The following is an 18,734-nucleotide window of genomic DNA, read 5'->3' on the forward strand; positions in this document are numbered from 1 at the left end:
ACTTGTTTTCGTCGATTCGCTCGGCTGATGGCATTCGACTGTCGACGCCGCCTCGGCCTACGCGAAGCCCTGCTGCACTACACAATTCCTGTGCGATCACCTCGACGACACGCGGAACCGGCGCATCGAACGAAGCAGGGCCCGCACTCTCGTCGAGAGTGCGGGCCCTGCTTGGTATAGAAGCTGAAGGCTAGTTGGCCCAGACCGTGGTGCCGGGTGCCGCGTTCAGTGTGTTGATCAGATCGATTCCGGCAACGACCAGAGTCGGGCCACCGGCGATGATCGTGCCCGCGATGCCGCCGACCGTTGCACCGAGAGGTACCGACGCCAATCCGACGGGTCCGCCGAGGAAGCCGAGTCCACCGACAACAGCACCGATCGCGGTACCGGTGAAGCCACCGATCGCGGTCGCGATGCCGAGCTGCGAGGCGAAGTTCTGCTGCGCCTTGAGGTTCTCCTCGGGCGAAGCGACGGTCGTTGCGCCGATGCTGCGCGAGTTGGCCGATGCCTTCGTGAAGTCGAGGTTCGGAACCAGACGCAGGGTCTTGCCGTTGTCGTCGACGTTCTGCTCGTACGGGAAGTTGAGTCCGCCCAGGTTGAACGAGAGCGGAAGCGTCACGAGGGTGTTGTCGGCAGCGTCGAGGACGTCGACCGTCTTGCCGTCGTCGGCGACCTTGAAGACGCCTGCGTCGATGGTGGTGACGATCGTGCGATCTTCGAGATCGACGGTGTAGTTGGTGTCACCGGGGGCCGTCTCATCGGTGGGCTGTGCGTATGCGGTTCCGCTGGCCAGGCCCATCGCGACTGCGACGAGGGCCGACGTGACGACCAGTTTGCTGAGTTTCATGTGGAGTTCAGTTCCGTTTCTGTGCATTGAGTGCTTGGCAGTACCGCTAGGCAACCGTCAAACGCAAAGTCACCCCGATGACGCGTCTGCGACTTATGGTGCGCTCAGGAATTGTAACGTACGAATCGGACCGGTCGTTGTCCTTTTGCAACCCATCCGCTGCCTGTCAGTTACCCACTGTCACAAACATATTGGATATTCGCAGCACAGCGGCTCGAGTCACGTCATGCTGAGGTCGGAGATGTCGATCGTTCGAACGATCGAGGAACACCGGGCGCGTGATCCCACCGGCCACAGGTGGATCTTCCGCGACATACGGCCGCGCGCAGGGAGTAGGTAAGGACTGCCTTCTCGACAGCACCTCGACGGCCTACGCATACGGTGATCTGCGAGACAACCTACTGACGAGTTCAGCCCGCCCGTCGGACGGCCTCATTTCAGCACCCACCAGCATCGCTTCACCCGGTGATGCTAAGTTACCCGTCAGTACACTGAAATTGCTACTGGCGAGTAACATAGACCGTCATCCAGCTCTACGGGCTGAACCCGCGGTAGCCCTTCCAGCTGCCACCTTTAGCGAAAGGCCGCGACATGAACGCCCTGACGATCACGTTGGGCACAGTCGGTGCTCTGCTCAGCCTCGTGTGTTGGTACGTCTTCATTCGCGGGGGCCTGCGGATGTTCAACATCGTGCGCATCGGCCAGCCGGCACCCGACCGCTGGCGACCGATAGTCCCTCGCTTCAAGCAGATGATGATCGAGTTCCTTGCCCACACCAAGATGGTCAAGTTCCGCACAGTCGGCTGGGCGCACTGGCTGGTCATGATCGGCTTCATGCTCGGCTTCGTCGTCTGGTTCGAGGCCTACGGTCAGACGTTCAATCCGGAGTTCCACTGGCCCATCATCGGTGACACCGCGGCGTACCACCTCATCGACGAGCTCCTCGGACTCGGCACCGTCATCGGCATCACCACGCTGATCATCATTCGCCAGCTCAACCACCCGCGGAAGCCCGAGCGTCAGTCGCGCTTCGCCGGCTCCGGATTCAAGGCCGCCTACTTCGTCGAGGCCGTCGTGCTCATCGAGGGCCTGGGCATGGTGTTCGTCAAGGCAGGCAAGATCGCGACCTACGGGCACGGGAACCCGTACACCGACTTCTTCACGATCCGCTTGGCCGAACTGCTGCCCGCCAACTCGAACATGGTCGCAGTCTTCGCGTTCATCAAGCTGATGTCCGGCATGATCTGGCTCTACATCGTCGGTTCGCGCATCAACTGGGGTATCGCGTGGCACCGCTTCACCGCGTTCCCCAACATCTACTTCAAGCGCATGGACGACGGCACCGTGGCCCTCGGCCCGGCCAAGCCGATGATGTCCGGCGGCAAGGTCCTCGAGATGGAAGAGGCCGACCCCGACGTCGACGCGTTCGGCGCAGGCAAGATCGAGGACTTCAGCTGGAAGGGCTGGCTCGACTTCACCACCTGCACCGAGTGCGGCCGCTGCCAGTCGCAGTGCCCCGCCTGGAACACCGGCAAGCCCCTCTCCCCCAAGCTGCTGATCATGTCGCTGCGCGACCACAGCCACGCCAAGGCCCCGTACCTGCTGGCCGGCGGCAAGAAGGACATGGCTGGCGACGAGGTCGGACTCGTCGACGCCGAGGGCAACGTCGACCAGAAGGCGCTCGACGCCATCCCGCAGAACGCTCGCGACGAGGCCGATCGCAAGCTCGTCGCCGACGCCATCGAGGGCGGCATCATCGATCCCGAGGTGCTGTGGAGCTGCACCACCTGCGGTGCCTGCGTCGAGCAGTGCCCGGTGGACATCGAGCACGTCGACCACATCATCGACATGCGCCGCTACCAGGTGCTCATCGAATCGGAGTTCCCGTCCGAGCTCGCAGGTCTGTTCAAGAACCTCGAGAACAAGGGCAACCCGTGGGGTCAGAACTCCAAGGACCGGCTCAACTGGATCAACGAGATGGACTTCGACATCCCGGTCTTCGGCCAGGACGCCGATTCGTTCCAGGACTACGAGTACCTCTTCTGGGTCGGCTGCGCCGGTGCCTACGAGGACCGCGCGAAGAAGACCACCAAGGCCGTCGCCGAGCTGCTCGCCACCGCAGGCGTGAAGTTCATGGTGCTCGGCGCGGACGAGACCTGCACCGGCGACTCCGCTCGCCGCGCAGGCAACGAGTTCCTGTTCCAGCAGCTCGCCATGCAGAACATCGAGACGCTGAACAACGTCTTCGAGGGTGTCGAGCAGAACAAGCGCAAGATCGTCGTCACCTGCGCCCACTGCTTCAACGCACTCGGCAACGAGTACCCGCAGGTCGGCGGTGACTACGAGGTGGTCCACCACACGCAGCTGCTCAACCGCCTCGTGCGGCAGAAGAAGCTGATCCCGGTGGCCTCGGTCAGCCAGGACATCACCTACCACGACCCGTGCTACCTGGGCCGTCACAACAAGGTGTACGACGCCCCGCGTGAACTCATGGCCGCGTCGGGCTCCAACCTCAAGGAGATGCCGCGCCACGGTGAGCGGTCCATGTGCTGTGGTGCCGGTGGCGCACGCATGTGGATGGAAGAGAACATCGGCAAGCGCATCAACATCGACCGGGTCGACGAGGCACTGGCGACCAACCCGAAGAAGATCGCCACGGGTTGCCCGTTCTGTCGAGTGATGCTCACCGACGGTGTCACCGCACGTCAGGAAGGCGGCGCACACGAGGGCGTCGAGGTCGTCGATGTCGCGCAGCTGATGCTCGAGTCGATCACCCGCGTCGAGTCCTCGGTGCTGGCCGAGAACATCAAGGTCATCCCCCGCGAGCGCACTCCCGAGGAGAAGCTGGCGACCGAGAACGCCGCCGAGGTCGAAGAGGCCGAACGCATCGCACCCGTCGAGGAGCCGGCCGAGGCGAAGTCCGCTCCGGCAGCTCCGGCTCCGAAGGCCGGCGGCGGACTGAAGATGAAGGGTCTGGCCAAGGCTCCGGGAGCCAAGGCACCCGGTTCCGCTGCACCGGCCGACACTGCCGACGCAGAACCCGCCGCCAAGCCCAAGGGTCTCGGCATGGCCGGGGGCAAGGCACCCGGCGGCAAGGGCCTGCAGATGAAGGGCAAGGCACCCGGCGCGAAGGCGGCTGCACCTGCACCTGCCGAGACTCCCGCGGCGACCGAAGCACCTGCTACCGCAGAGACCTCGGAGTCGACTCCGTCGGTCAAGCCCAAGGGTCTGGCAGTGAAGTCGGGCTTCAAGAAGCCGGGCGCGAAGGCACCGGGTAAGCCTGCCGCCGAAGCGCCGGTCTCCGAAGCACCGGAAACCGCTGGCGAACCTGCGGAATCGGCTTCTGCTGCAACCGAATCCAAGCCGACCGTTCAGCCCAAGGGTCTGGCCGTGAAGTCCGGATTCAAGAAGCCGGGAGCCAAGGCACCGGGTAAGCCTGCTGCCGAAGCGCCGGTCTCCGAAGCACCTGCGGCAGAGGTTCCTGCTGCCGAGGCACCGGCTGCCGAGGCCACGGCATCGGAGGCACCCGCTACCGAGGCTGCAGCAGAATCCAAGCCGACCGTCCAGCCCAAGGGCCTGGCCGTGAAGTCCGGATTCAAGAAGCCGGGTGCACGCACGCCCGGTGCGGCCGCTGCACCCGCTGAGCCGAAGACTGCAGAGCCCGAGAAGGCAGAGCCGACTCAGGAAGCCGCTGCACCCGAGGCCCCGAAGGCCGAGGCGTCGGACACTGCCGGTGAGGCCGCATCCAATGGTTCGGATGATCGGACTCCGCCCAAGCCGAAGGCCGGTGGACTCGGATTCGCTCCGGGAGCCAAGGTTCCGGGTCGCCGGAAGTAACCTCACACCCTTTTTACCGACTGCGCGCCCTTGCTCAATTCAGAGCAGGGGCGCGCAGTCGTCAGTAGGGGTGTGAGGTTCCAGAACGCTCGGTTATCCACAGGCACACCGGTTATCCACAATCGGCCACTTGGGGGTTGTCGAAAGCGATTGCGCCCGAGAGCATTTCTTCATGACCCGCATAGTCTCGCGATCCGACGCACTCTCCCGCGGAATTTCCGACGCAGAGCTGCAGCGCTACTGCCGAACGCGAGCGTGGCGTCGACTCCGTCCCGGAAGGTTCGTCAGCAGAGACGAATTCGACGCGCTGCCCAGGGAAGACAAGCATCGAGTCATCGCCGAGGCCGTGTTCGACGCGACCATCGCCCCCGATGCCGTGGTCAGCCATGTGAGCGCAGCAATATTCCACTGTCTCGACGTATGGAATGCCGACCTGAGCCGAGTGCACATCACGCGCAATCGTGCCCGTGGCGGCGGTCGTAGCAGCGCCGTTCGAGCAGTGCACACCTCGCCGTACACCGACGCAGAAGTCGTGGACTTCGACGGCGTGCGAGTCACAGCTCTGGCGCGCACCGTTGCCGATTGTGCTCGCTCACTTCCGTTCGAGACGGCCGTCTGCGTCGTGGACTTCGCTGCGAGAACCCGCGGCCTCACCACCGAAGATGTTCTTGCAGCATTGGATTCATGCCCCAACCACCCCAGCAATCGGATGGCCCGTCGAGTCGCAGAATTCATGGACGGCAGTGTCGGGGAATCACGCGCCAGGGTGTTGCTGCATCAGCTGGGTTACAGCCCGCAACTACAGGTGCAGATAGTCGACGATCGCGGCTTCGTCGGGCGCGTGGATTTCGATCTGCCCGACATCGAGACCGTTCTCGAATTCGACGGCAAGGTGAAGTACGGACGCTACGTGCCCGAGGGAAAGTCTGCGGCCGATGTGTTGTGGGACGAGAAGCGTCGCGAGGATCGCATCCGCGCAACCGGCCGCCAGGTGGTGCGCATCGCCTGGTCGGATCTCGATCACCCTGAGCTCGTCGATCGGATGCTCCGCGATGCTGCCGACAGAGCGGGAAGTGGCAACCGAGCGACCTTTCTACCGACTGCGCGCCCCCGCTCACGTCAGAGCAGGGGCGCGCAGTCGTCAACAGGGGTGTGAGGTCCACTTCCGGCTCTGCCCATCTGATTCGCTCGCGTAGCGAGCTCACAAAACGATCATCAAAGCAGCACCGATCACCATGATCAGCACGACGAGGCCAAGAATTTTGAAACCGAACCTCAGCATGCGTGTCTCTTCGTCGCGAGTTCCTTTGCCTGCCACTGCGAGAACAAGAAGAGTCTCGGGAACGGACGCAAAAATCGAATGCCCAGCGCCACTGTTCTGCAAGGCGACTGCAGCGGAGCCAGCACCGAAGAAATCACCGATATTCTGTTGCGGAATGACCATCAACGCATTGGCACCGGTGTTCGATCCCACCAGGTAACCAGAAATCACGGCCAGCAAGGGAACGAACACAACGAAACCGATGTCACCTGCTCGACCAACCAATGCAGCGAGATCACCAACCGCCCCAGAGTAATTCATGAGTTGAGCAGCCGCGGCGAACCCGAACAAGGCAACCAGCGGTTTCCAACCGCCTTGCGCGGCAATCCGGACAGCGCTGACGTTCACATAGCGCCAACCGAAACGCACGGACACGATCAGCAACGCGAGACCGGGAGAGAGCAAGGGCTCGAACGAAACTCGCCCAGCGTGCAGCGCTACCGCGGTTCCCCAACCCGTTGCAGCGTCGGCGACACGCGCAACCAAAATAAGTGCCACGACCACAAGAAACGGAGACAAGGCTCGCCACGGTGGTGCCGTGGCGGCCTGACGACGAGCTGCCAGGAGCATGTAACCGAGTACGCCGGTGACCGCCCCTGCTGTGACGCCGGCGAGTGGCACCAACCCGACGAAGTTCATACCTATGAGCACCAGCGCGAACGTGATGCCCAATCCTGCCGCAACGACGATGGTTCGGGTGCGTTCGGCTCGATCGGAGACCAGCAGCGCAGTCACGATCGCGAAGGCCGGAAAGATGGCTGCGCTGAACAACGATGATTGAAAGCCGATGTCGCGGGCGGTGTTACCCGACAAGTCGGCAGCCACCGTTGTTGCCAAACCAGCGGTGCCCCAGGGCATGATCGTCAAACTGAGCATTGAGGCCAGCAAGGCCTTCGCTCGGGGTAGCAGTTGCAACAGGACCGGCACGGTGACAAGGAGCGAGACGCCGAAGCCCGTGATCGATTCGAGTGCCGGTGCAAATCCGACGGTGAGAATGACGGTCGCGGTGGCAGGACTGACGGGCCAGCGCTCGATCCACCCGACGATTGTCGCGTGCGTGCCGTTGCGACGCAGCACTTCGTTGAGCAGCAGTCCTGGGAAGATGATGAGTCCTGCATCGGCGGTCAACAGGATTCCTGCTTCGAGCGCAGGTGGGGATGCCTCCACGAGTGCGGCAGTACCGAGTAGGCCGGCAAACATTGCGGCGGCAGCAAGGACCGAAGCCAGCGCGACCTGCCACGCGGCACGTCGGACGATCAGTACACCGACCACGACGATGACGGCCGGGACAAGGACGATCATCAGTTCGAGGGTCATAGTTCGACCGCAACTCTGGGCTGCACGCTGCCCACCAACTTCATGAGGATCACGTCGAGTTCTCGGTGGGCTCGAGACGGAACTGCCGGCGAGGGAATGTAGTGGTTGTAGTACGAATACCCCTCGGCAGGTGGCCCGACAACGCATATCGACTGGGGTCCAGCGCTGTGTGCAATCGGGTTACTTGGATTCTGATATTGGTTCAGCCAGATCGCGGTTGAGTCGGTAGCTATGATCTGATCGATAGCAGCCAAACGCGTACCGAGATACCCCCCGTTTTCATCGCGATCACACACACGGTGGATCTCTGCGCCGTAGGCTTGCATTTCTGCAATCGCAGTCACATTGCTATTGGGATCGACGACACACCGAAATTTGTACTTTCGAGCGGCACAAATCATCGCCAAAGCAATGCCGAGGTTCCCGGACGACGATTCGATAATCAACCTTCCCGAAAGGTCTCCGTGTTTCTTCTCGGCGTCGCTGATCAGATATCGAGCGGCCTTCATTCTTACTGATCCAGCAGTGTTCAAGTGCTCGACTTTGAGGTACAACTCATCCGTGTATACGACTCCTGGTAGCTGAAGATATGGATCGAATGTCGTCAGTTCTTCCTGCCGGACGGCCAAGGTCAATCCCTCCCCGGTTTCGCTGCAGGAACGAAACTAGCTCAGCTGGCAGATCTGGGGGTAATGCCGGATCAGTGCGCACTATGCTTCAAAAACATGGGACTGGAACTTCGTCACCTGCAGGCACTCATCGCAGTGTCCGAGGAGGGCAGCATTTCTCGTGCTGCGCGCCGTTTGCATGTTGGACAGCCGGCTCTCTCTCGCTCCATTGCGCAGCTCGAACGCGAAATCGGAGCTCGACTGTTCGACAGAACGTCTGCCGGCGCGACGCTGACGACAACCGGTGAGGCCTACCTCGTCAGGGCCTCGCGGGCGATCTCGGCGTTCGATCTGGCCGTGCAACCTCCCGAGTCGGTGGGCACAGTCACAGTCGGCTACGTGTGGTCGGCCTTGGGATCTCTGACCAACACAGTGTTCGAGACGTGGAATGCCACCAAACCACAGGAGCAGTTGATGCTCAAGAGGTTCGCGAGCCGCACCTCCGGTGTCGAATCGGGAGAGGCCGACCTGGGGATAGTTCGGCAGGGAATCGCCTCGGTCAGCTTTTCCAGCTCGTTGTTCGGTGAAGCAAGAGTCGTCGCACTGTCCCAGCGGCATCGGTTGGCGGACCGTCCGGAGCTCGCACTCTCCGACCTTTCGGACGACATCATCGTGCTCGATATCATGTCGGGCACAACCACAATGGACCTATGGCCTGCCCATACCCGTCCCTTCAGTCGACCGATCGAATGTGGATCGGTGGACGAATGGAACCATCATGTGTCGCTGGGCCACGGAATCGGAATCACAGCCGAGTCGACGCCACACATGCACCCTTATCCAGGGATCGTCTACGTACCCATGAAAGCGACGACGCCGCGTATCGAAGTCTTCTGCATCTGGGACAGTCCCCACTTGACCCCGGTCGCTACCGAATTCTGCGCAATGGTTCGGACGGTTCACAAACACCAGCTCACCTCGAAATCCGAAAGTTCCTAGGCCTGCGCGTCAGCGGCATGTCCGAAGCGGATGGATAAGGAATCGACTTCGTCTGACCTCGAGCAGCACAACCAGCTCAGACGACTGCGATGCTGCCGACAGAGCGGGAAGTGGCAACCGAGCGACCTTTCTACCGACCGCGCGCCCCCGCTCACGTCAGAGCAGGGGCGCGCAGTCGTCAACAGGGGTGTGAGGTCACCCCCACTCCCACTGAATCCCCCCTCGGAAGTGGCCGAATCGGACATCGTGAGTATGGTCGGACTCGAAGGCGTACCGACAAGTAGGGAGCAGGCATGACCGACGACGCGGACAAGCTCTTTCGCCGCTACGACGAGTGGTGGACCGCTCTGTCACCGGACGATCGAGCGCACGTCGAGCAGTGTTGCGAATCCGGCCGCACCGACGAGCGCCTCTGTGCACTCATCCGCGAACACGACGGCCCATCGAAGGCAGCGTTCGAGGCGGGCAGCAAATTGTCCGAGGGCAACAGCAAGTACTGCGCGATCCCCAGCGCGCTCCTCGAATTTCTGGAAGCGAAGCGCGCGCACCCGCCACTCAGCTAGAGGGACGCCACAGCTCCAGCTGTGGAATTCCGGGCGGCGTGAAGCCCATGACCTGGCCGTAGAAGGACAGTTCGGATTCTCGCGCGTTCACCTGTGTTTCCAGTTTGCGGAATCCGTGCGACTCCCCCGCATAAGCCAGGTAGGCGTGCGGAATTCCCTTCTTCACCATGGCATCTCGGAACCGTTCGGCCTGCGACGGCGGCACGATCGGATCGTCGAGCCCCTGCAACAACAGCACCGGGCAGGACAGTCCGTCGACGTTGTTGACCGGCGCACGGGTGCGGTACAGGTCGATTGCCTCGGGCAGCGGTCCGATGAGCCCGTCGATGTAGCGGGACTCGAAGTCGTGGGTCTCGGCAACGAACAGCTCCAGCTCGGCAACACCGAAGTACGATGCGCCGCAAGCGAACACGTCGGAGGATGTCAGCGCAGCCAACACCGTCCAACCGCCTGCGGAGCCGCCTTCGATGGCCAACCGGCGTGGGTCGGCGAGTCCGCTGTCGGCCAACCCCTGCACCGCGGCGATGGTGTCTTCGACGTCGACCACTCCCCACTGCCCGCGCAGTCGGTTGCGGTACTCGCGGCCGTATCCACTCGACCCGCCGTAGTTCACATCGACGACGCCGATGCCGCGGCTGGTGAAGTAGGCGAACAGCGGGTTCAGAGCGGGGGCGACGTGCGCGGTCGGGCCGCCGTGAACGAACGCGACGTACGGTGGCAGTTCGCCGTCCAACCCCTCGTACGACGGGTTGCGCGGCGCATAGGTGATGGCGTGCACCTCACGGTTCGGCCCTTGGAACGTCACCTGACGACCCTCGGGCAGGTATGCGCTGTCGGGTACGGATTCGAAACCCGAACGTACCGAGGTCAGTTCGCCGGATTCCAGGTCGAGGGCGAACAAACCGGCGGCCACCCGAGCTCCGCCGCACTTGAGGAGCACGGTCGACCCGGAGCGCCCACCGAGCCCCACCGAGGTCACACCGTCGAGCGCGACGTCCTCGAGTGTCCCGGACGCCGGATCGAGTACCGCGAGGGTGTCGGTGCCGACGGTGCGCACGGTGAGCAGCTTCCCGTCGTCGAGCATCGAGTACCAGCTCGATCCCAATCGCCACAGCGGAGCCCCGAAATCGGCGTCGAGCGCCCGAAGCGGTGTGACCGATCCGTCGAGCGTGACCGAATACAGGTTCCACCAACCACTTCGGTCGCTGATGGCGTACAGCGATTGGTTGTCGATCCATTCCGGCTGCATCACCGATTCCTCGGTCGAGCCAAGGAGCACGGTCCATGCGCCGGGATCAGCGAGGGAGGCAACGCGTAGTTCGGTTCCGTCCCAGGGCATCTGGGGGTGGTTCCACGCAATCCATGCGATGCGGGTGCCGTCGGGTGAAAGTTTCGGGAACGCAAGGAAGTCCGAGCCCGCCACCAGCGAACGCACCCCGCTGCCGCCGAGATCGATCGCCACGATGTCTCGTGACACCGCACCTGCGTCGTGCATCTCGCGAACTGCGATCACGTCGGTGCCGACCACCGAGAGATCGGCGTACCGGATGCTCGACGCCACAGCCGGTTTCGGAGTCAGCGGTACGGGTGCGCCGCCGGGGGTGAGTCGGTAGACGCGTTGATCGGAGAATTCGGCGAACACCAGGTCGCCGGCCGCCGTCGCGGTCCAGGCTCCCCCGCCGTATTCGTGGACGCGGGATCGGGCGTTGAACGGCGCGGGCAGAACAGGCTGCACTTCTCCGTCGACATAGCGGCAGATGGCCGTCCGGCCCTGTTCGGCGGGCCGTAGTTCCGACCACCAGATCTCGCTGCCGACGAAGCACCCACCCTCGACGGGGTGGCCCGCCGACGACAGATCTGCTGCGGTGATGGGCGAGGGCCAGGATCCGAAGGCGAGAGCAGTCACGCCGTCCACCCTAGTGAACTGACGTGCACGTAACGCGTTGTTCACCGGCCCTTCAACCGTGACCCGGATGATAGGAGTCAAGTAGCACTAGGGGGAACACCATGCGCCGGACCACTACCCATTCGGTGGACCACGAGATTCTGACATTCGGCCGAACCTGGCGTGGGTACGGCGGTGGCAGCGACGAGGACATCTACGTGGCATTCGGCGTCGACGCGCGTACCTACTTCCAGCGATTGCGTCGAATCCTCGATTCGCCGGTCGCCGAGGAGCTGTCGCCGGACGAGCGGGCCGCGATTGCCGACATCTGCCGGTTGCGACTCGCCTGAGCCGGCGCTACACCGGCGTCAGCAGCTCCGGGCTGTTGTTCTTCACGCTGTTCACCGCGGTGCTCACCTCGTAGGGCTCGAGCCGTGGCTCGGGAATCGCAGCGAGCAGGTCCCGAACGTCACCGAGGTCCGTCAGGCCGGGGTCGAGCCAGTTGGCGCGCAGATCCGGAGGCAGCACGACCGGAGAGCGATCGTGAATGTGTCCCAGAGCATCGGCGGCCGGCGAGGTGAGCACGGTGACCGACCAGACCCAACGCGCCTCGTCGTCCTCGGCCTTGGTGGGGTCTCGCCACAGCTCGTACAAGCCGGCCATCGCGAGCACGGCACCAGGAGTGGAGCCTGCGGAACGACCCGTGTCACCGTCGTGCAAGAAGTACGGCACCTTCGCTCCGTCGCGCTTCTCCCACTCGTAGTAGCCGTCGGCAGGCACGATGCATCGTCGACGGCTTGCTGCCTTCTTGAACGACGGCTTCTCGGTGATGGTCTCGGACCTGGCGTTGATCAGCCTGGAACCGATTTTCGCGTCCTTCGCCCACGACGGGATCAGGCCCCAGCGCACCGACCGCAGTTGCCGCACGGCGTCGGCCTCGGGTTCGTCCTTCGGCGGCCGTTCGAGCACCGTCCGCACCGTCTGTGTGGGGGTCACGTTGTAGGACGGCGGCACCTCCGGACCGACGGTCTCGGCAATGTCGAACACCGCCTGCAGGTCGCTGTCACTCCGGGTACTGGCATACCGTCCGCACATGGAACGAGATTGTTCCACCCGGCACCGACAACCACTACGGACTAGAGGTTGCGAAACTCCGCCAGGACGGCGTCGAGGTGATCGCCAAGACGCATTCCCGAGGTGACCCACCGTTCGCATGCCTCGTTCCACAGGGCCATCGTCATTCGCGCCGTCAGCGAGGCTTCGTTGCGCTCGACACCGGCAGCGACGAGCCCAGCAGACAACGCCGCCTGCATGTCGAGCTGGATCACCTGTTCACGCCCTCTGAGTCGGTCGCTCGCAGCAATGACACGGTGACGCACCACGAAGCCGTCCCGGTCGAGGTCGAGCGCGTCCGCAGCGGCGTGCAGCGCATCGTGCATCAGTGACCCGAGATCGTCGGCGTAATCCTCGACGACCCGCGCCACCGCATCGAGCAACGCAGTTTCTCCGGAGAACAGCACCGCATCTTTGTCTGCGAAGTAGCGAAAGAACGAGCGGGCGGACAGGTCGGCCCCGTCTGCGATCTGCGCAACGGTGGTGTTGTCGTAGCCCTGCTCCGCGAACAGTCGCACTGCCGCGGACGCCAGCCGATCTCGCGTGCGGAGCTGACGTCGGGAGGCGGGCGCAGACACCATTCGAGTACACCACCTCTCGACACTGCGCGCAATAATGTCATAGTGTGCCAATATGACATCAACTGACAGACCTATTCTGATCACCGGTGCAACCTCCGGCCTCGGCATGCAGGCAGCATTGCGCCTGGCCGAACGTCACCCCCTAATACTCACCGCACGGTCCAACCGACGGCTGGCCGAACTCGAAAGAGCGATTCCCGGCCAGACGTACGTCGTCTGCGACCAGTCGAGCCTGGACTCGGTACGCGCCGCGGCCGAGCAGGTCAGTGGGCCACTGCACGCAGTCGTATTGGCTGCCGGGATTCAGACGGTGGACACCTCGGCACGAAGTTCGGACGGATACGAGCTGACGTTCGCCGTCAATGTGCTTGCGCCACATCTGCTTCTGGGAATGCTGTCGCCGCACGTGCACGAGACGACAGTCGTGCACGTCGGATCCGGCACGCACTACGGACAATTTCGACGCTCGTACGCGATGGTGCCCGCGCCGCAATGGGCATCGGCTGGACGATTGGCCACCATCCGCGGGATCGGCGGTGGCGTCGCGTACTCCACGAGCAAACTCGCGTTGCTGCACCACACCCACGAGCTTGCGCGACGCGCACCGAAATCTGTCGTCCCCATCTGTTTCGATCCCGGAATGATGCCGGGGACCGAGCTCGCGAGGTATCGCGGTACCGTCGCCCAATTCGCGTGGAAGCGGGTGATGCCGATCCTGCGACCGCTGCCCGGAGTGTCCACGCCCGAGCTGTCGGGCCGGAACCTGGCCACCCTCGCATTGGCGACCGGGCCGCGTGGAGACTACGTCGAGATCGACCGTCGGACTGCATCCTCGGACGAGTCCTACGACGAGGCGAGAGAACTCGAGCTGTTCGACGAGCTGAACAGCCTGGTCGGCCTCGATCCGACCGCCGCAGCACCGTGGTGGTCCGGTCGACCCGATCCGGCTCACGGTTGACCGCACGTTCGCGCGCGAAACAACCCCGCGCGAAACAACCTTGTGGAAACCGATACCGCCCACCTGGCACGATGTGACGGGTGACCACTCCGCAGATCCATTCCCAGCCGCGTTACCGCACGTTGCAGCAGTCGACCAAGCTGCAGAACGTGCTGTACGAGATCCGCGGACCGGTACACGCCCACGCCGCCCGCCTCGAGGCCGAGGGGCACCGCATCCTCAAGCTCAACATCGGCAATCCGGCACCGTTCGGATTCGAAGCTCCCGATGTGATCGTGCGGGACATGATCGCGGCGCTGCCGGTGGCCCAGGGGTATTCGGAGTCCAAGGGCATCCTGTCGGCCCGCCGCGCCATCGTGACGCGCTACGAACTCGAACCGGGCTTCCCGGAGCTCGACGTCGACGACATCTACCTCGGCAACGGGGTGTCCGAGCTCATCACGATGACGATGCAGGCGTTGCTCGACGACGGTGACGAGGTGTTGATCCCGGCCCCGGACTACCCGCTGTGGACGGCGATGACGACGCTGTCCGGCGGCAAGGCCGTGCACTACATGTGCGACGAGGAGAACGGGTGGAATCCCGACCTGGCCGACATCGAGTCCAAGATCACCCCGAAGACCGTCGCACTGCTGGTGATCAACCCCAACAACCCGACCGGCGCGGTGTACTCGAAGGAGGTGCTGCAGGGCATCGTCGACCTCGCGCGCAAGCATCAGCTGCTGCTGCTCGCGGACGAGATCTACGACCGGATCCTCTACGACGACGCAGAGCACACCTCGCTGGCGAGCCTGGCTCCCGATCTTCTCTGCCTGACGTACAACGGACTGTCCAAGGCGTATCGAGTGGCCGGTTACCGCGCCGGATGGCTGGCGATCACCGGACCGAAGGCGCACGCCGCAGGTTTCATCGAGGGCATCGACCTTCTCGCGTCGACGCGGCTGTGCCCCAATGTGCCAGCGCAACATGCCATTCAGGTCGCTCTCGGCGGATATCAGAGCATCGAGGATCTGATCCTGCCCGGCGGCCGCCTGCTCGAGCAGCGCGACGTCGCGTGGGAGAAGCTCAACGCGATCCACGGCGTCTCGTGCGTCAAGCCACGGGGTGCGCTGTACGCGTTCCCGCGACTCGATCCCGAAGTGCACGAGATCTACGACGACGAGAAGCTCGTCCAGGATCTGCTGCTGCAGGAGAAGATCCTGGTGGTTCAGGGCACCGGATTCAACTGGCCCGGCCACGATCACGTCCGCATCGTGACGCTGCCGTGGGCACGGGATCTGGCCGTGGCGATCGAGAGGTTCGGTAACTTCCTCGCGTCGTACAAGCAGTGAGACGCCAAGTTACCGAAAAGTAGTTGAAAGTGATGCACAAAACATCGGGGCGATCACGCCTGAACGACGAATGATCTGTACATTGGCGGACGGCACTTCGGTGCCCGCGAGCCCTGGTCGTACCCCTCCCCCCCGGGTCGGTCAGGTGGTGGCGGGGGACGCCCCCCCTGCTCCCCGCCACCGAGCTCCTCGCATCGGCCACTAGCCTGGCACCGTGGAATCACACGGCAATCCTCCCGACGGCAACAAGCCGAGCCTCGGATCTCATGTGGGGCATGGTCACGGGCACGGCCACAGCGACACACCGGTGCCGTTGGGGCCGGTAGCGGCCAAGGTCGTCGTCGGACTCTTGGTTGCCATTGCGATCGCCGTGATCGGCGGTGCCATCGCTCTGTGGCCCAGCCAGCAGAGCATCGATATCCCGCTGCCGTTCCAGACCTCCGGCGGAGGTGCGGTGTCCACCGAGGCCGGCACCATCACCTCGCAGAGCATCGGGCCCTGCGGCAGTCCCGACGCAGGCCGAGCGTTCACCGGCGACCCGACGCCTGCGGTCAACGACTCGTACGAATGTCAGCGCAGCATCGTGGATATCACCACCGGTGAGGACGCAGGCAAGCGGACGGTACTCGAGATCGCGCCGGGGCCCGGCCAACCGACTTTGAGCGCAGGCGAGGACATCCGGCTGGTTGTGCAGACCGACCCCGCCGGTGGGGTCCGCTACTCCTTCAACGACTACTCCCGCGGGCTGCCGCTGGCACTGATCGTCGGTGTGTTCGCCGTGGTCATCTGTGTCGTCGCCCGCTGGCGGGGATTCCGCGCACTGGTGGGCCTGCTCATCGCGTTCGCCGTGCTGGTGGTATTCATGCTGCCCGCCCTGCTCGACGGTGCACCCGCCATTCCGGTCGCCCTCGTCGCCGGAGCGATCATCCTCTACGCCGTGCTGTATCTGGCTCACGGGGTGAATCTGCGCACCAGCTCGGCGCTGTTGGGCACTCTCACCTCGATGGCGGTGGCGGCGGTGCTGTCCTACGTCGCCATCCGCATGACCCACCTGACCGGGTTGTCCGAGGAACAGAACACCGCCGTGCAGACGTACATCGGCAACGTCAGCGTCACCGGTCTGCTGTTGGCCGGCTTCATCATCGGCTCGCTCGGAGTGCTCAACGACGTGACGATCACTCAGGCGTCGGCGGCCTTCGAGCTCGCCTCGGTGGACGAGACGGCATCGCGACGGGAGATTTTCACCGCCACGATGCGGGTGGGGCGTGACCACATCGCCAGCACGGTCTACACGCTCGTGCTCGCCTACGCCGGTGGCGCGCTGCCGCTGCTGCTGCTCTTCAGCGTCGCCGACCGGTCCATCCAGGACGTGCTCACCGGCGATTCGGTGGCGATCGAGATCGTCCGCTCCGCGGTGGGCGGTGTGGCGCTGGCGTTGTCGGTTCCGCTGACCACGGCCATCGCCGTACTGCTCGCACGTCCGATCAACGTCACAGGAACCTCTAACCGAGCAGAGCGCCGGGCCGCGGTAGCCACCCGCAGAACCCGGCGCTCCGGCCGCCACAGCGCTTAGAGCAGCTTCGCCGCACGTGAGCGGAAACTCGACCCCTGCTACGAGTTTCTATGCACGTGCGGCGCAGCCGCTCCTCAGGCGAATGCAGCCGCGACGGTCTCCGAGAGCAGGGCACCGTTGTGCGTGCTCAGGCCGGCTTTGAGACCCGAGTCCGCCTCGCATGCGGCTTCCCAACCCTTGTCGGCGAGTGCGACGACGTACGGCAGGGTCGCGTTGGTGAGCGCGTAGGTGGAGGTGCGCGGAACGGCACCGGGCATGTTGGCGACGCAGTAGAACACCGACTCGTGCACCTTGTACGTGGGATCGGCATGGGTGGTGGCGTGCGAATCCTCGAAGCAGCCGCCCTGATCGATGGCGATGTCGACCAGAACCGAACCCGGCTTCATGCGCTGAACCAAGCTGTTGGACACCAGCTTCGGTGCCTTGGCACCGGGCACCAGCACTGCGCCGATGACGAGATCCGCTGCGAGAACGGCCTGTTCGAGCTCGTAGGCGTTCGATACCAGCGTCTTGACAGCCCCGCGGTACTGATCGTCGATGGCGCGTAGCGCCTTCACGTCGAGATCGAGCACGGTGACGTCGGCGTGCATGCCGAAAGCTATTGCGGTGGCGTTCCTTCCGGAGACGCCGGCTCCGATCACCACAACATTGGCGGGGCGCACTCCGGGTACTCCGCCCATCAGAACTCCGCGGCCGCCTTCACTCGACATCAGGTGGTAGGCACCGGCCTGCGGGGCGAGGCGTCCGGCAACTTCGCTCATCGGAGCGAGCAGCGGAAGCGAACCGTCTGCGGCAGTGACGGTTTCGTATGCAATGGCTGTGGTGCCCGACTCCAGCAGCGCATCGGTGCATTCCTTGGATGCGGCGAGATGCAGGTAGGTGAACAGCACCTGCCCCTTGCGTAGCCGCGAATACTCCTCGGCGATAGGTTCTTTGACCTTGAGCAGGAGGTCGGCCGACTCCCAGACCTCGTCGACATCGGTGAGGATCTGTGCGCCTGCGGCTTTGTAGTCGGTGTCGGTGAACGACGATCCGGACCCTGCCTCGGTTTCGATGATCACTTCGTGTCCTCGCGAGACCAGTTCGTGCACGCCCGCCGGGGTGATGGCCACCCGGTATTCGTGGTTCTTGATCTCGCGTGGAATTCCGATCTTCATGGCGGCCTCCTCGGTAGTGGGTGGCGTGAAGCCGGGGCTCCATCCGTGTAGGCCAACTATGAATTATCTACGAAATAGCCGCAACGGAAGTGAATATAATTCTGTACACTCCGAAAATGGTGAGCAATAGTTCGTTCGAGACGGGTAGCAAAGGGTCCCAGCCGAACGATGTTCGGCCGATCCCACTGGACCGAATCGACCACATCCTGCTCGACGAGCTCCGCCGCGACGCCCGAACACCCAACAACGCACTCGCTGCCGCGGCCGGTGTAGCTCCATCCACCGCGCTGGCCCGAGTTCGTGCCCTCGTCGAACGTGGCGTCATCCGCGGCTTTCACGCCGAGATAGATCCCGAGGCTCTCGGACAGGGCATCCAGGCCATGATCTCGGTTCGGCTGCAAGCGGATGCTCGACGGCGCATCAGCGAATTCGGATCGAAGATCGCATCGCGGAAGGAGACGCTGAACATCTACTTCATTGCCGGTGCGGACGACTTCCTGGTGCATGTGGCGACCGTCGACACCGCCACCCTTCGTGACTTCGTCGTCGAGAATCTCAGCGCCGACCCTGCCGTGGCCGCCACCGAGACCATCCTCATCTTCGAGCACATCCGACCGCGAAACACACACGCGGACAAGTGAGTT

The 18,734-nt window shown here is 63.7% G+C and carries 16 protein-coding genes; 9 read left to right on the forward strand and 7 right to left on the reverse strand.

Translation table 11 applies throughout. The annotated features are described in order from the left end of the window. Positions 1-190: 190 nt before the first annotated feature. Complete coding sequence (locus AB0366_RS03920) at positions 191-847, reverse strand: ammonium transporter (RefSeq protein WP_366242775.1); 657 nt, start codon at positions 845-847, stop codon at positions 191-193. A gap of 591 nt (positions 848-1,438) precedes the next feature. Between AB0366_RS03920 and AB0366_RS03925 the strand changes: the two genes are divergently transcribed. Continuing rightward, the gene (locus tag AB0366_RS03925) at positions 1,439-4,684 is read left to right on the forward strand and encodes a (Fe-S)-binding protein (RefSeq protein WP_366242776.1); all 3,246 of its coding nucleotides are present in this window, start codon (positions 1,439-1,441) and stop codon (positions 4,682-4,684) included. Between the two features lie 172 nt (positions 4,685-4,856). Next, positions 4,857-5,840, forward strand: a complete 984-nt coding sequence (locus AB0366_RS03930) for a hypothetical protein (RefSeq protein ID WP_347873264.1) — start codon at positions 4,857-4,859, stop codon at positions 5,838-5,840. A gap of 45 nt (positions 5,841-5,885) precedes the next feature. Here the strand turns inward: AB0366_RS03930 and AB0366_RS03935 are convergent, their stop codons facing one another. Next, on the reverse strand, positions 5,886-7,322 hold the full coding sequence (locus AB0366_RS03935) for an L-lactate permease (RefSeq protein ID WP_347873265.1): 1,437 nt from the start codon (positions 7,320-7,322) through the stop codon (positions 5,886-5,888). Next, positions 7,319-7,951, reverse strand: a complete 633-nt coding sequence (locus tag AB0366_RS03940; protein WP_347873266.1) for a pyridoxal-phosphate dependent enzyme — start codon at positions 7,949-7,951, stop codon at positions 7,319-7,321. Before AB0366_RS03940 ends, AB0366_RS03935 begins: the two co-directional genes overlap by 4 nt. 96 nt (positions 7,952-8,047) lie before the next feature. Here AB0366_RS03940 and AB0366_RS03945 point away from each other — a divergent pair, with 96 nt between their 5' ends. Both AB0366_RS03945 and AB0366_RS03950 read left to right on the forward strand, forming a co-directional pair. Beyond that, positions 8,048-8,929 (forward strand): LysR family transcriptional regulator, encoded by an 882-nt coding sequence (locus AB0366_RS03945; protein WP_347873267.1) that lies wholly within the window; start codon positions 8,048-8,050, stop codon positions 8,927-8,929. A gap of 293 nt (positions 8,930-9,222) precedes the next feature. After that, positions 9,223-9,492 (forward strand): hypothetical protein, encoded by a 270-nt coding sequence (locus tag AB0366_RS03950; protein WP_128645592.1) that lies wholly within the window; start codon positions 9,223-9,225, stop codon positions 9,490-9,492. Here the strand turns inward: AB0366_RS03950 and AB0366_RS03955 are convergent. Next, positions 9,485-11,398, reverse strand: coding sequence for a prolyl oligopeptidase family serine peptidase (locus tag AB0366_RS03955; protein ID WP_347873268.1), 1,914 nt, complete (start codon positions 11,396-11,398; stop codon positions 9,485-9,487). The two genes, AB0366_RS03950 and AB0366_RS03955, sit on opposite strands and share 8 nt — an antisense overlap. 101 nt (positions 11,399-11,499) lie before the next feature. Here AB0366_RS03955 and AB0366_RS03960 point away from each other — a divergent pair, with 101 nt between their 5' ends. Continuing rightward, a complete protein-coding gene (locus AB0366_RS03960; RefSeq protein ID WP_347873269.1) occupies positions 11,500-11,727 on the forward strand; it encodes a DUF3263 domain-containing protein in 228 nt (75 codons plus the stop codon). A 7-nt stretch (positions 11,728-11,734) separates the two neighbouring features. Here AB0366_RS03960 and AB0366_RS03965 read toward each other — a convergent pair whose 3' ends face one another. Both AB0366_RS03965 and AB0366_RS03970 read right to left on the reverse strand, forming a co-directional pair. After that, the gene (locus tag AB0366_RS03965; protein ID WP_347873270.1) at positions 11,735-12,472 is read right to left on the reverse strand and encodes an SOS response-associated peptidase; all 738 of its coding nucleotides are present in this window, start codon (positions 12,470-12,472) and stop codon (positions 11,735-11,737) included. Positions 12,473-12,513: 41 nt separating this feature from the next. Beyond that, a complete protein-coding gene (locus AB0366_RS03970; protein WP_347873271.1) occupies positions 12,514-13,071 on the reverse strand; it encodes a helix-turn-helix domain-containing protein in 558 nt (185 codons plus the stop codon). Between the two features lie 52 nt (positions 13,072-13,123). On the opposite strand from AB0366_RS03970, the gene AB0366_RS03975 reads away from it, so the two are divergent. The 3 genes from AB0366_RS03975 to AB0366_RS03985 all read left to right on the forward strand — a co-directional run bounded on the left by AB0366_RS03975 (position 13,124) and on the right by AB0366_RS03985 (position 16,933). Next, entirely contained in the window at positions 13,124-14,029 is a 906-nt protein-coding gene (locus AB0366_RS03975) for an SDR family NAD(P)-dependent oxidoreductase (protein ID WP_347873272.1), read from the forward strand. A gap of 80 nt (positions 14,030-14,109) precedes the next feature. Next, positions 14,110-15,360, forward strand: a complete 1,251-nt coding sequence (locus AB0366_RS03980; protein WP_032396087.1) for a pyridoxal phosphate-dependent aminotransferase — start codon at positions 14,110-14,112, stop codon at positions 15,358-15,360. 214 nt (positions 15,361-15,574) lie between these two features. Beyond that, positions 15,575-16,933 (forward strand): YibE/F family protein, encoded by a 1,359-nt coding sequence (locus AB0366_RS03985; protein WP_366242777.1) that lies wholly within the window; start codon positions 15,575-15,577, stop codon positions 16,931-16,933. A gap of 74 nt (positions 16,934-17,007) precedes the next feature. Here the strand turns inward: AB0366_RS03985 and ald are convergent, their stop codons facing one another. Further along, a complete protein-coding gene (gene ald / locus AB0366_RS03990; RefSeq protein WP_366242778.1) occupies positions 17,008-18,090 on the reverse strand; it encodes an alanine dehydrogenase in 1,083 nt (360 codons plus the stop codon). A gap of 116 nt (positions 18,091-18,206) precedes the next feature. Here ald and AB0366_RS03995 point away from each other — a divergent pair, with 116 nt between their 5' ends. Then, on the forward strand, positions 18,207-18,731 hold the full coding sequence (locus AB0366_RS03995; protein ID WP_366242779.1) for an Lrp/AsnC family transcriptional regulator: 525 nt from the start codon (positions 18,207-18,209) through the stop codon (positions 18,729-18,731). Positions 18,732-18,734: the final 3 nt, after the last annotated feature.

Origin of the sequence: Rhodococcus sp. NPDC076796 (assembly GCF_040702765.1) — a bacterium.
Classification (GTDB): domain Bacteria; phylum Actinomycetota; class Actinomycetes; order Mycobacteriales; family Mycobacteriaceae; genus Rhodococcoides.